General features: G+C 46.7%; 4 protein-coding genes and 3 pseudogenes. 1 reads left to right on the top strand and 6 read right to left on the bottom strand.

Translation table 11 applies throughout. The features are described from left to right. Positions 1-110 precede the first annotated feature (110 nt). Positions 111-3,218, top strand: a complete 3,108-nt coding sequence (locus ITG10_RS04275) for a beta-galactosidase (RefSeq protein WP_017632563.1) — start codon at positions 111-113, stop codon at positions 3,216-3,218. Positions 3,219-3,408: 190 nt separating this feature from the next. On the opposite strand, the pseudogene ygjK reads toward ITG10_RS04275, so the two are convergent. The 6 genes and pseudogenes from ygjK to ebgA all read right to left on the bottom strand — a co-directional run bounded on the left by ygjK (position 3,409) and on the right by ebgA (position 14,353). Continuing rightward, positions 3,409-5,784 (bottom strand): annotated as a pseudogene (gene ygjK / locus ITG10_RS04270) (alpha-glucosidase). A 15-nt stretch (positions 5,785-5,799) separates the two neighbouring features. Continuing rightward, a complete protein-coding gene (gene ygjJ, locus ITG10_RS04265; protein WP_017632566.1) occupies positions 5,800-6,864 on the bottom strand; it encodes a protein YgjJ in 1,065 nt (354 codons plus the stop codon). Between the two features lie 349 nt (positions 6,865-7,213). Beyond that, positions 7,214-8,647, bottom strand: coding sequence for an amino acid permease (locus ITG10_RS04260; RefSeq protein WP_248386719.1), 1,434 nt, complete (start codon positions 8,645-8,647; stop codon positions 7,214-7,216). Positions 8,648-9,220: 573 nt separating this feature from the next. Next, a pseudogene (locus ITG10_RS04255) lies at positions 9,221-10,628 on the bottom strand (amino acid permease). 152 nt (positions 10,629-10,780) lie between these two features. Continuing rightward, positions 10,781-11,233 carry a beta-galactosidase subunit beta gene (locus tag ITG10_RS04250; RefSeq protein WP_026084418.1) on the bottom strand — a complete coding sequence of 151 codons (453 nt, stop codon included), beginning with the start codon at positions 11,231-11,233 and terminating at the stop codon, positions 10,781-10,783. Between the two features lie 3 nt (positions 11,234-11,236). Further along, positions 11,237-14,353: pseudogene (ebgA, locus tag ITG10_RS04245) on the bottom strand (beta-galactosidase subunit alpha). Between the last annotated feature and the right edge of the window lie 169 nt (positions 14,354-14,522).

Here is a 14,522-nt window from a genome sequence, read left to right as displayed (position 1 = left end):
CTTTTCTCGTTTGTCATTGCCAATGCCTTTGTTTAGCTCGCTAGCGCTTGTTGTCACTCAGTCGCACTCGCAATGATTCACGTTACACGGTTTATAGTAAGGAATGCTCCATGAGAAACTTTTCTCAAATCATCTCGGCTCGCGAGTGGGAAAACCAACACGTTACTCATCACAATGTCATTGAGGCTCACGCGCCTTTGAATGGCTATCTTTCAAGTGCCGACGCACTCGCTAAACGTTCTGAGCGTAAGCTTTTTTTGAATGGAAAGTGGCGCTTTCAGTTGTTTTCTGCCCCCGAGCTAGTGAGTGAAGAATCGGTATCTCAAGACTTTGATGACTCACAATGGGCGCAGATAGATGTCCCAAGTAATTGGCAAATGCAGGGCTTCGATAAACCTATCTACACCAATGTGAAATACCCTTTTGCTGATACGCCTCCTTTTGTGCCAAACGATAACCCAACAGGGCTATATCGAACTCGTTTTGAATGTACAGAAGATGCGTTATTGGATACCCATAGGCTAGCTTTTGATGGCGTTAACTCCGCCTTTCATGTGTGGTGTAACGGTAAATGGGTGGGGTATTCGCAAGACAGCCGATTGCAAGCCGAGTTTGATCTGTCTGAGTATCTTAGTGTGGGTGAAAATACACTTGCGGTGATGGTACTGCGTTGGTCGGATGGCTCTTACCTTGAAGACCAAGATATGTGGTGGTTGAGCGGTATATTCCGTGATGTCACTTTGCTCACCAAGCCAAAGACAGCGATAGAAGATGTAAGAATTGAAACTCAATTAGATGGTGCTTATCGTGATGCGCAGCTCAATGTCGATGTCAAAATATCAAAAAATGATAACGAGAGTAGTGGTGCTTATCAGGTAAAGGTTGAGCTGTATGATGCGCAAGGTCATCGAGTGAATGAGCCTGATGTGGTTGGTTTTGGGCAAAGATATGTCGACGAAAAAGGGCCTTGGCAGGAAGTGGCACACAGTCAACACTCACTCGCCAATCCACACAAGTGGAGCGCTGAATCACCTTATCTCTATCGTTGTGTTATCTCATTGGAGAATGAAAAGGGCGAATTGATCGATTGTGAGGCTTACGATGTTGGTTTCCGTAGCGTCGAGATTAGTGATGGGCTGCTAAAAGTGAACGGTAAGCCGCTGCTAATTCGAGGCGTGAATCGACATGAGCATCATCCGGAGCTTGGTCATACCATGACTAAAGAAGGGATGATTGAAGACATCAAGCTGCTAAAGCAGAACAATTTTAATGCCGTCAGAACCGCGCACTATCCGAATCACCCGATGTGGTATGAGTTGTGTGATGAATATGGTTTGTACTTGGTCGATGAAGCAAATATTGAAACTCATGGGCAAGTCCCGATGTGTCGCTTGTCGGACGATGCTTCTTGGCTCAATTCCTATATGCGTCGCATGACTCGTTTGGTGGAGCGTGATAAGAACCACGCCAGTATCATCATTTGGTCGCTGGGGAATGAATCGGGGATTGGTCGCAATCACCACGCGATGTACCAATGGGTGAAGCTAGCCGATCCAACTCGCCCTGTTCAGTATGAGGGCGGTGGTGCAAACACGGCTGCGACCGATATTTTGTGTCCAATGTATGCTCGTGTCGATTGGGATTTACCTGTGGTTGAGCATCAACCTGAGGTCACGCCGCGTGTCGGTATTCGTAAAGCGATTGCCTTGCCTAATGAACAGCGCCCGCTGATCTTGTGCGAATACGCACATGCGATGGGCAATAGCTTAGGTAGCTTTGATAAATACTGGCAAGCATTTCGCGATAACCCAAGGCTGCAAGGCGGTTTTATTTGGGATTGGGTCGATCAGGGCATCACCAAACAAGATAAAAACGGCCAGCCTTATTGGGCGTACGGTGGTGATTTTGGTGATGACATTAATGACCGCCAATTCTGTATCAACGGCTTGGTTTTCCCAGATAGGACAGTTCATCCCACCCTGCATGAAGTGAAGAAAGCGCAGCAGTTTTATCAGTTCACTCTAATTTCTGCGTCACCTTTGGTCATTGAGATACGCAGTGAGCACTTATTCCATACGAGTCAGATTGAAACCTTGAACTGGAGTATCACCCAAGATGGTGAGGTGCAAAGCCAAGGTAGTATTGAGCTGCTAATTGAACCGGATTCTTGCACACGTTTAGAGTTGGATGGCGTCGACGTGACGCCTTCAATTAATGCGCTCAACCACTTGAACGTAGAGGTGGTATTGAGTGCAAAAACGTCATGGGCTAATGAAGGGCACGTTACCGCGAGTGAACAATTACTTCTGCCTGCAGCACCGCAATTGTTACTCGATATGAACCTCTCCGCGAAACCTCCTAAAGTTCAAGAAATGGGAACCACATTGACGATTCGAGGAGACGATTATCAGGTCGAATTTAATCGACTCACTGGTACTCTAGAAAGCTGGCAGCTAAGAGGCATCGAGCAATTGGCGAGTGGTATTCGAGACCATTTCTATCGTGCGCCACTGGATAATGATATTGGTGTTAGTGAAGCCAATCGAATTGACCCCAACTCTTGGATTGCGCGTTGGCAAGCCATGGGGCTAGATAAGCTGTCTCCAGAATGTATCGAGTTTACTTTCGGCACTCCGGGTAACTGTGTTGCGGTGACTTCAAGAATTGCACACGTTGTTTCCGGGCAAGTGCGACTGCTATCAACATGGCGCTATCAGTTATTTTCCGATGGTGAGGTGAAGGTTGATGTACATGTTGAAGCGGCAAAAGGATTGCCATCACTGCCGCGTGTTGGGCTTACGTTTGCTTTAGCTGATGTGCCTGAAAATGTGGCATGGTTTGGTCGAGGCCCGCATGAAAACTATCCTGATCGTAAATTAGCTGCGCATATGGGCTTGTATCAACAGAGTATCGAGCAGATGCATACTCCTTATATTTTTCCCTCCGACTGCGGGCTGCGTTGTGACGTGCGTGAAGCGGTGATTGGTGGATTTGAATTACAGGGCGATTTCCAGTTCTCAGTGAGCCGTTTTGGACAGCAACAGTTACAAAAAGCAAAACATACTTGTGACCTTATCGAGCAAGACCAGTTGTTTGTCTATGTCGATGGTTTTCATATGGGCGTGGGCGGTGATGATTCATGGACACCAAGTGTCCACGATGAATTCAAGTTGCAACGAGAACATTACCACTATCAAGTGCGGTTCTTTCCTAGCTAGTTGATAGCAATGGTTTTATATAGGTTGGATAGTAAAAAGATCATAGTAGGCCAAATGCTCTGATAGCCTGTTTTTCGCTTACGTTACTTCAGATATAAAAAAGGCACTCAGCGAGAAACTGAGTGCCAAAACCTGAAATTTATGAGGTTAGATTTTCATTGAATTCCAGAAGACAGGTATAGGTTTTTACTTACTCTGCATCAGTAAAGAAATCGTTATACAACATGTATAGGTGAGCGGCACTCCAAGAGAAGTTTGGTGCACCTTGCTGTTCACCGTTTAGTGGGTTGTAGTTCTCTCGGATAGGGCCGTCTTGCACCAAGCCATCAGCGTGGTCAAAGAACGCACCTGCCATTTCAATCGCATCGTCACGGTACCCGTAGCTGTCCATGCCTTTTAGGCCAAAGTAGAACTGGTCTACCCATACACGTCCACGCCAGTAAATATCTGGGCCAAATGCTGGGCTAGAAAGCGCTGCTGTGCCCAGTGGAACATAGGTGTTGAACTCTCCCGTATCTTTCATCACAGAAACAACCGCATCAGCATGTGCTTGCGTTGCTGCACCGTTGAACAGTGGTGACCAACCTTCAGGGCCTTTACCACGCTCAATAATCGGTTTACCCGCACAGCCATTCGCCAAAGGCTTATCTTCAATACGAATGTCGTAGTAGAAGTTAGTGCCTTCATCGAACATACAGGTGTTGATGTAGTTCGATAGGTGCTCCGCTTTTTCGCGGAACTCTTTTGCTTCAGCGTCTTTACCCAGAATGTCAGCCATTTCTGCTAGGTACTTGTTATCGCTGTACATGTAGCTTGCTTGGTCAACCGACTCTTGCAGCAGTGAGTAGCCTAGCAGTGTGCCGTCTTTCGCACGGTTTTGAGCGAATTCAACATCCCAATCGCTGCGCTTGCCGCCGTTCGCGACGTATGCGTCTAGCTGGTCTTTATCAATGAAACCAAAGGCTGCCGCATCGTCACGACCGGATTCCCAAGATGCAGCGGTTTGAGCTGGGCTCTCGATGTAATCGTAGTTACCTTCCGCTACCACTTTATCCAGTGCTGCTTGGCCTACGACGGTTTCATGCTTATCACCACGAACCACGGTGAAGTACATTTCACCTTCAGGTGTGTTGTGTGCTTTGTCGCGAGCAGCGCCATACTCTGGAACACCATTGCCGTTGTTATCACGGTTGCGTAGCCACCAATCATGGTAAGCCACTAGTTTTGGATACATCTCTTCAAGCCAAGCTTCGTCGCTGGTGGTCTTGTAGACTTCCATTACTGCCCATGCGGCGAGGCTTGGTTTAGTATTACGTTCATTCCAGTTACCACCGTCGCCGCCACGTTCTGGGCTTAGGTTGTAAGCGAGTAGGTCTGGCACGTAGCCTTCATCCCAAGGGCGAACCGCGTCGTCAGCCTGAATCTGGTAAGCGAACATTGCGCGGATGTTATCTTTCGCCACGTCTGGATTAAAGTGAGCCATTGCATAGGCTTGTTTCCATGTGTCCCATGGCCATGTTTGGTTGCCTGAGAACCAGCGAGCGGTTACCGATGGAGTGACAGAATCAAACTCCATTGCACCTGCCGCGCCACGCCAGTTACCGTTTAGGGTTTCCATTGCTTTAACTGCAACACGCTCTTGCTCTGGTGTTGCATTCGGGTTGGTTAAGCCCATCTCAAGATAGCCTTCCCAACGTTCTGCTGATGCCGCTAAGAAGTCAGTTGGGTTTGCCATGATCTTTTTGATTTCAGGCTGTTCAGCTTGTGCTTCTTCTGCCGTTAGAACATGCGAGTAAGTGGTGTAGATGGTGGTCGATTCTTCAATGTTTGCCGTTGAAGTAAACGTTAGGCCATTAACTGTGGTTTGGGTTGGAATCGATTTATGAACTTGGTACTAAGACTCGCCTGAAGTCAGCAGATCCCATGTTGAACGCACCTTACCGAAAGTTACCTTCAAGCCATCGTCAGTTGCGACGATTTGACGATCGTACTCAGGGTAGGTTTCAGCAATGGTTTTATCGGTTTGAGCGACGCCTTCTTTCGCGTGTGTCTTCTCTAGCAGTTCGCCATCCCACACCAATTCAACCGGTGAGTCTGTGGTGATTTTGGTCTCTAGCAAAGAGGTACGGTTGGAAGCAAAACGCATTGTCATCTCTACCGTTACATCGTCAGATTTTAGTGTCTGAACCAATGCGCCCGGTAGGCTGTAAGCTTCCATGGTGAATGCGACTTTTTTGCCATCTTTGAACACGCTTAGGCGGTCAAAGTTATCAGCCATGAAGTTGATGTACTCTTCGGTAAGCAGCGCTGTACCTGGGAAGCCGCCCATGCCTTCGGCTGTATCTGGCAGTAGGTGGCCGTGCCATGCACCTAAATCGAAGAATGGGTTGAAACGCTGGTGGTCATCGAAGTCGTAATCACGCATGTATTCTGGTGAGCCAGTGCGGTCGATAACGTTTTTAAATTGGTTGGCTTGAAGTTCTTCAGAGCCTGTATTTGATGTACAGCCAGTAACAACAAGTGCTGCGCCAATAGCGAGAGCTGCGAATGATTTGTTCAGTTTCATAGTGAGTTCCTGTTATTACCAGTAGAAGTATTGCATTGCGAACACTTGTGCGTCGCCAATTTCAGTGTCGCTGCCTACGCCAAAGCGGCTATCGAAAGCAGTCGCAAACGCGCCGTTGCCGTATTCGTACCAAACACCGGCGTTGATGTAAGAGGTGATCTCTTTTTCGCCATTGTCGCCGTCAAAGTTGGCGTAGTTGTAGGCTGCTGATAGGTAAACGCCTTGTGCCGCTTCGTACCAAGCACTGGTTTGAATACCTGACTCGCTACCGAAAGACTCTTGGTTGCCTTTGTCTGTGTCGTGCCATACACGCGTTGCGAAGTTCTTGTACTCAGCACCCAATAGTAGAAGTTCACCACCATCGTTATTACGAACTTCACCGCCGCCCATTAGGGTTAGGTCGTCAGTCAGATCGTACTGGAGGTAACCGTTGACCATGGCATTTTTGTCTTTCCATTGGTCTGCGAAGTTGTCGTACTTACCGAAGTGAAGTAGGGCATCGTCTTCAGAGAAGTCTGATTCAGGCGCGAATGAAACGCTGTAGCGTAGCTTGCCTTCTAGATTTTGGATCTTCACACCGACATGTACGTCACGCGTGTTTGAGATCGCGTAGCCGTACTCGACGGTAGGGTCACCCCACCATTGAACGTCATCCAGTGATGAGTCCATACGACCAACAATAAATTCTGTTTTTTCGTCAGTGCGGTAACCAGCGTAAAAGCGGTTAAAGCCCCCTTCGAAGCCGCCCCAGCCATGACCAGTTGCCCATGCATTGCCTTCGTCATCGGCTTGTACCGTCCAGCCTTCCATGTAAGCAAGACCAAACCAATTGCCATGCTCGATAGCCAAGCCAGCCTCAATGTAAGTGCCGTCTGAGTAGCGGCCTTTGTCGTCGCCTTCTAGTGCAACGTGACCACCAAGGCCAAGCTCACCATAGAAGTTAAATAGCGTTTCAGATTCTGTTTTAGGGGGCTGAGTGTCGCTGTGGTTAGCGGCTGTTTCATCAGCGTGGGCATTAGCCGTTAGAGCAGCAAGGATACAGCTTGTAATAAGAGTGGTTTTAGTAAAACTACGTTTCATTTTATTCACTTCTGTTTCGGGTTGATAAATGAAGCTTCGCAGGCTGTTCTGACTTCTAATATTGGGGTGCTCTTCAAGGCGTATATGGTCAGGTCACTTACGATCGCAAAACCGATATTAATGATTATTTTTGTGTTTAAAATTAAATCGATCTAAAAATGTGACCTATTTTTAGTAAATATTTACTTTTAATTTATTTTGGTTTTTAGTTGAATTTGTACGCTAATGCTTGGGGTGGGAGGTATTTGGGGTGTGAATCGAATTTTGAACCAATAAACAGGCTTGTAAATAAAAAGGCACTCACCAAATGGAGAGTGCCTTAGATTTTTAATGAGAGTATCAAGCCAAATTAAGCGTTAGCAGTTTCTGGCTTTGCTTCTAGCTTCTTCTCTTCTAGAGACAAGCTTTTCTCGTATTGACCGTACTTCCACCACGCGTAGCCAAGGAAGATCACAATGCCGCCCACGTTGTAGAAAATGATGGTCATGATGTCAGCGCCCGTTGGGAAGGTCGATGCAAAGAATCCTATCGTGAAGATACCGATAAGAATCGACACTGCGGTAATGCCTACTCGGCGTGAGCCCATGCGGAAATCACGAGGTAGATGGTCTAGTTTTACACGCAGGTGCAGGTAAGCAATCATGATGAACAGTGGCGGTAGCATAGAGGCTGCGGCTGTCATGTTGATGATGGTGCTCATTAGGTCTTGCACTGTGTCCGACGCCAGTGTTGGGATGAACATCAGCGGAATTACGATGAAGAACTGAACCCAAGCAGCACGCTCTGGCACGCCTTGTTTGTTGAGTGCGACAGTTTTCTCACCGAAGATGCCTTTAGGGATTTCAGAGAAGAAGATCTTAACCGGTGTTGCTGTCCACATCAGTCGCGAGCCCAGCATCGCAGTGAATGAAACCACACCCACAAAGCGATTCATTAGGATCTCAGACAGGCCAAAGTGTCTTGCTAACCCTTCGAATACCTGTACTGAACCGCCGGTAAACTTCAACTCTTCACGAGCAACAAACACGTTCGCAAGTACAGATCCAACCGAGTAAAGCGCACCGATAAATATACCGGCAATGATGATTACCTTAACGAAAGACTTGTGACCACCTTTGATGTCGTTTACGTAAACCGCGACCGATTCTGCACCGCCAGCCGCCATGAAGATCCAAGTGATTACGCCAAGGAATGCCCAGTTAAAGCTTGGTGTCATTGCCTCAATCGTGATTGGGTCAGCCGGTTCGATGCCACCAACCAATGCGCCACCTGATAACAGGATATAAGACATAGTCAGCAATAGCATCAGTGACGAAGTTAAAGAGGTGATAGGATCCAGTAGCTTCGCGCCGTTGTTCGAGATGTGAGTCGCGACCGCAAACAAAATGGTACTCAGAATTGCCGTGGTCATTGGCGTGAAGATGTACTCGAAACCTAAGAACGCATATGACGCATAAGCGATGATTCTAGGCAGCAGTGACGTGAAGAAGAATAGGTTAACAAACCAGTATGTGTAAGCCGAAATAAACGCCCAGCGGCCGCCTAGCGAGCTTTTAACCCAAGAATAAACACCCGCTTCAGAGTCTTTATTCAGTGACACAAACTCAGCGACTATCAGGCAGAAAGGAACAAAATAAAAGATGGTTGCTAAAAAGAACATCGGAGCCGAAGAGAGGCCGATTTCGATGTTGTTATTAATGATGTTATTGAAGCTATATACCGCCGCGAAGGTCATAGACAGTAGGGCAAATTTGCCTATCGTACTGCGTTTATTATCGGACATGATGTTCTCCGGTGAATCACGTTGATGATCGTTATAACTTGGTCCTAGAGAGGGACGCTCTAGGCCGCACTTTTATTGTTATGTTGGTTTGGCAAACACCCGCTCAGATCAATCAGGGTTGGCTCAGATATTATTTTTATAGATTTACGATCGGACTTCTTCGTGATTTACCTTTGCTGTTTTCAGTAAATTTATTACCGAAACAACAAGTTAACGACTCAGAAGTTCTGTAAAGAAATTGGCTGTTTCATGTGCGACGTTTAATAAGGCTTGTAGGGGCTTTGTGTCGTTTTTTTATATGGAACAGCTTGTCTCTTCAGCAAGAAGATTAAAGATTAAGCGGCGGGAAGTTAATCAAAATTGATCAATTATGTGACCTTGAGTAAATAAATTTAGTTAATGTTTTACCTTTGTTTTTATTCGAGTTTTATTACCGATTAATTGGCGTTTTTCGTGAAGTGAAACCTTGACGGAACGGCGTTTTTATTTTTGAGCTTGTTGTTTTAATTATCTGATTTAAAACAAAAAAAGCGCCAATGAAGGCGCTTTTGAATTGGGAGTATAGATTCTGGATTACGACTGCTTAGCCGTTTCTAGCTTTGCTTCTTTACCTGCTTGCTTCTTTTCAAAGCGAGAGATCCACCACCATGCAATACCTGAGAATACAGCGGTCATGAAGACGTTGATGAAGAAGGCTTGAACAAGGTCAACACCTGTCGGGAATGCCGATGCTGTCATGCTCACAACGAAGATACCAATCAGTACCGAAACCACTGCCATACCTTGAACTCGAGTGCCCATTCGGAAATCACGCGGTGTGTCGTCGTGTTTCAAGCGGAATACAAAGTAAGCCACCATGATGAAGATAGGCGGTAACATTGCGGTACCGGCTGTTAGGTTGATAGCCGTGTTCATCATGTCTTGTACAGATTCAGAGCCGAAGCCGTTAACCACAAGCATCACGAATACGAACGCAAACTGCCACCATGCTGCACGAACAGGAACACCGTGCTCGTTCAGTTCTGTTGTCTTCTCACCGTAAACACCTTTAGGGATTTCAGAGAAGTGAATTTTTACAGGAGCCGCAGTCCACATCATCATCGAGCCAAACATTGCAACGAACAGTACGATACCAACGAAGCGACCCGTTAGAGATTGTGAAATGTCGAAGTAGTTCGCCATACCTGTGAATATTTCAACCATGCCGCCAGCGTAAGTTAATTCATCACGTGCTACGAATACGTTTACTAGTAGAGAGCCGACTGCGTACATCGCACCAATCGCGATACCTGCACCAATGATGACCTTGATGAAAGACTTGTGACCGCCCTTAACATCGTTTAGGTAAGCGGCTGCGGTTTCTGCACCACCGGCTGCTTGGAAGATCCAACACATGATACCTAGCGTTGCCCAGTTGATGGTCGGTGTCATTGCTTCAAGCGTGATTGGTTCTACTGGCTCATGGTTGCCGCCCAGTGCCATTAGTGCACCGATAACGTAGATTGCAAACAGAGCAAATACACCGTATGCCACGATCTCGGCAATCTTACCTAGCCAGCTCGCGCCTTTGGTTGAGATGTGAGTTGCTGCTGCAAACAAAGCAATCGAGATAGCCGATGTAACGACTGGCGAGAAGGCGTATTCATAGCCCAACATCGCGTAAGACGCATAGGCGATTACGTTTGGTAGCAGGGATACAAACCAGAAAAGGTTTACGAACCAGTATAGGAACGAACCTAGGTAGGCTGTTTTTAAGCCAGTCATACATGCCTGACTCAGAATTTTTATTTGCAGATACGAATTCAGCAATGATGAACACGAATGGAATGAAGTAAATAAGGGTAGCGAGCAAAAAGATCGGAGCAGAACTCAATCCCAATTCGATGTTGTTGTTTACAATGTTGCGAACGTTAAATACCGCTGCAAATGTCATGGAGAGTAGGGCAAATTTGCCTAACTTACCGCGTACAGATTCAGACATAGTGTCCTCCAAGGGGCACGTAATTATAGTCGTTATATCTTTAAGCTTCCTTGTAGGGAGGAAGTATAAAGGCGTTTGCAGTGTGACTGAGCCTTGAACGGCAAGCCTCAGTCACACTGTGAATAGATCTTGTTGTTTCTACTTTCAGTTGTTTACTTATTAAGGAAGTAGCCGTCTTCAATGGTCACTTTCAGTACCACTTTGCGAACTCGGTTATCACCGTGAAAGCGGTAAGCTTTGCTGTTATCAAAGATCGCCACTTGGCCTTCAACTAACTCACGAGTCTCGCCGTTACCCATTAGGTGTTCACGGTCGGTTTCATCGCTGTAAGCTTGGGTCTGTTCAAGCTGAGACTTATCTGCAAACTCGACCGTTTCACGACCTTCCAAGTAGTAGTGCACATCAAAGTAACGACGGTTACCTGTGAAGTTTTCAGTGTTAAGAGCCACGCCGTCTTCAATCATGTAAGCCAGTGAGTCACCAATCGAATACATCACGCCATCTTTGATGTTGCCAATGTTTTCAATCGCCTCTACACAGCGTTGCCATTTACGACCATCGCGGTAAACGACTTTAAATTGTTCTAAGTTCTCTAAAACGATCATCACTTATGCCTCGTTCTGTTGTGGTTGAGCTTTTGGTGCGTTCGCCGAAAAAAACTCATCGCCAAAGTTATGATTTATTAGGTGCTGCGCGTCGCAATCGCCTGCTTGGAATGGAATCAGAGTTAAGCCGTAGCGGAACTCGTCCATGTACACGCGGTAAGAGTCGAGCACTTCGCTGCCCCAAGAGTTAGAGCCTAAGCCCATCACTTGGTGGTCTAGGTTTAGCGTGATGTAACCGCTCTTCTCTAGCTCAATAATGTGTTGTGCTTGGTGCAGGTTTTGATTGGTGTAGAACCATGCGCTGAAGTTGATTTCTTGCTGTGGTTTTACTGCAATACCATTACCCGCCCGGCTTGAAAGCGCAGCCCAACGAACGTGTTGGCGGTTGCCATTGTTTTGTGGGAACGGGTAGTTCTCGAACATGTCTGCAACCGTTGATTGGTACACATCAATCATGTTGGCTTGCTTGCTGTCTTGATAGTTCTCTTCAGGGCCGCGGCCGTAGTATTGAACTTGGTCGAAGTCGCCGTTGATGCCCATATCGAAACCAAGAACTGGAATCACGTGAGGGTAATCACCGTAACGTTCACCGCTCAGTTCAACGTTCAGTTGGCCTTCTGCACTGATTTGGTAGCGATATTCACAACGCATGCCGAAATCAAATACTGGTGGAGCAATGATGCTGGTGGTCGTGATCTCGACCTTGCCGTTGTTCTGTTCAACGTTAAGTGAGCGGAAGTGTTCCTGCATGATCTGTAGGTGTGCTGGCTCCCAGTAACCATCGTGCTCTTGCTTGTGGTTATCGATCATTGGCTTGAAGAAGTTGAGTCTTGGTTCTGACTTAATCATCTCTTCGCCATTGACGAGCCATGAGGTCAGCTTGCCGTTTACTTTCGAGAAGTTCAGTGCAAAGTTGTGGCCTTTGATTAGATAAGCGAGGCGAGACTCTTCAACATTCAGTGCTGTAGCATTGTTGTTAGTGAAGGCTTCTAGCTGCGCCGTGTTATCTTTCACTTGGAATTGGTAAACCGCGATGTCGTGGTTCGCTTCGCTGTAAGGCGTGCGAGAATCCTTGCGAACAGTAAAGTTCACAAACACTTCGCGCTCATCAAGTTGTGGTAAGTTAAGTGTTAGTTCACGGCTAGAGTTTTCTGCCAGCTCTTCAACCTTGATGTGTTGCACAGCAATGGTTTCACCTTCAGCGCGAATTTCTGCAGTGATGGTGTAGTCATCGATGTTTGAGAACCACAGTTTGTTATCGACAGTGAAGGTGCCAGTTTGTGCATCGAAATCGCGAAGTTTCACTGGGGCAATCACTTGCTTGTACTCTTTCAAGCCAGGGCCTGGCGTTTGGTCTGGGTAGATCAAACCGTCCATGCAGAAGTTGTAGTTGTTCGGATAGTCACCGTAGTCTCCACCGTACTTGTAGAACTCAGTACCTGCTTCATCACGTGCTAAAATGCCATGATCACACCATTCCCAAACATAGTGACCTTGAATCGAGTCGTGCTTGTAGAACACGTTTTGGTACTCGGTTAAACCGCCCGGGCCGTTACCCATTGCGTGTGCGTATTCACAGATGATGCGTGGTTTTTCGTGTGGGAATTCACCGAAGGCATTCATTAACTGAGCTCGTGAGTACATGGTTGAAATGATGTCGACCACTTCAGCATCACGGTCTTCTTCATAGTGAACTAAACGCGTGTCATCAATCGCTTTAGCTGCATCGTACATAGAACGAATGTTGCAGCCGTAGCCAGATTCGTTACCTAAAGACCACATGATGATAGAAGGGTGGTTCTTTTGAGCGTGAATGTGACGTTCGATACGCTCAACAAACACCGCTTCCCATGCTGCATCGTTAGTGATGCGGCTTAGGTCACCAACGTTAGCAAAGCCGTGTGTTTCAACGTCGGTTTCGCCCATCACGAACAGACCATAGATGTCACACAGTTCGTAGAAACGTGGGTCGTTCGGGTAGTGTGCAGTACGTACTGAGTTGATGTTGTGTTGCTTCATCAACACTAAGTCTTTCTCTACGCGATCCATGCCAACAGCACGACCTTTTAGGTGGTCGTTGTCGTGGCGGTTCACGCCGTGCAGCATCACGTATTTATTGTTGATGTAGAACAGACCATCACGAACTTTAATGTCACGGAAACCAACGCGTTGTGGGATCACTTCTAACACTTTGCCGTCAGCGTCTTTCAGCGTAAGCAGCAGTTGGTAAAGGTATGGGTTTTCAGCATTCCATTGAACTGGGTTCACTACATCGATAGAGAATTGAGTGTTCGCATTGCCGCCAGTCTGTTGGTTAGGAACATTTAAGCTATCTACTGAGCCTTGCGAGATAACTTGGCTGCCATCAAGCAATGCGTACTCAAGGGTTGCGTTTGTCGCTGCTGCTAGGTTTTCTAGAGCAACATTGCACGAAAGGGTTGCGCTTTGGTAAGCATCGTCAAAATCAGTACGAACCGTTAGATCTTGAACGTGCAGTTGCTCTTTACCAACAAGGTAAACATCACGGAAGATACCGCCCGTCCACCACATGTCTTGGTCTTCAATGTAGGTTGAATCTGCTCACTGCATCACGCGAATAGAAAGTAAGTTGTTACCCGCTTTTACGTGGTTAGAAATATCAAATTCAGCGGTTAGGCGGCTGCCCTTGCTGAAACCAACGTACTCTCCGTTTACGTAAACCTCAAAGTAAGTCTCTACGCCATCAAACTTGATGATGGTTTGTTTCTCGTCCCAGCTTTCGCCAAGGAAGAAAGAGCGTTGGTATGCGCCTGTTGGGTTGTCTGATGGTACGAAAGGCACATCAATCGGGAATGGGAAACCTTCATCTGTGTATTGAAGATCGCCGTGGCCTTCCATTTGCCACATGTTTGGAACCGTAATGTGGCCCCAGTCGCTCATCTCTTGAGAGTAAAACTCTTCAGGAACCAGTAACGGGTTGGTGAAGTAGCTGAAATTCCATTGACCACTTAATAGTTGGAAGTGGCTGCTTAATTCACGTTGAAATGTCTTAGCTGTTTTTTCTGATGCGTATGAGAAGAAGTAAGCACGTGGTGCCATACGGTTCTCATGTAAGTTCAGGAAGTTTTCCCAGTTGTTCACGTTGCCTCTCTCTCGGCCTGTTTGAATGCTGGCCGACGTTCTTATGCGTAATGGGTCGTAGTGAATACGAGTATTTTTGGACTGAGGTAATTATTGGTAAAAGTTTTACTAAATGAAATTAGTGAAAACGTTTTACTTTAACTCCATCACGTTTTTTGTGGGCTTTTTA

Source organism: Vibrio sp. ED004 (assembly GCF_023206395.1).
Lineage (GTDB): Bacteria > Pseudomonadota > Gammaproteobacteria > Enterobacterales > Vibrionaceae > Vibrio.
The sequence above is the reverse complement of the archived record's forward strand: the minus strand, read 5'-3'. Positions and strand labels throughout refer to the sequence as shown.

Bases quoted from the DNA above. Each gene is read 5' to 3' on its own strand.
- ygjJ (WP_017632566.1), bottom strand. From the start codon at position 6,864: ATGAAACGTAGTTTTACTAAAACCACTCTTATTACAAGCTGTATCCTT.
- ITG10_RS04275 (WP_017632563.1), top strand. From the start codon at position 111: ATGAGAAACTTTTCTCAAATCATCTCGGCTCGCGAGTGGGAAAACCAA.
- ITG10_RS04250 (WP_026084418.1), bottom strand. From the start codon at position 11,233: ATGATCGTTTTAGAGAACTTAGAACAATTTAAAGTCGTTTACCGCGAT.
- ITG10_RS04260 (WP_248386719.1), bottom strand. From the start codon at position 8,647: ATGTCCGATAATAAACGCAGTACGATAGGCAAATTTGCCCTACTGTCT.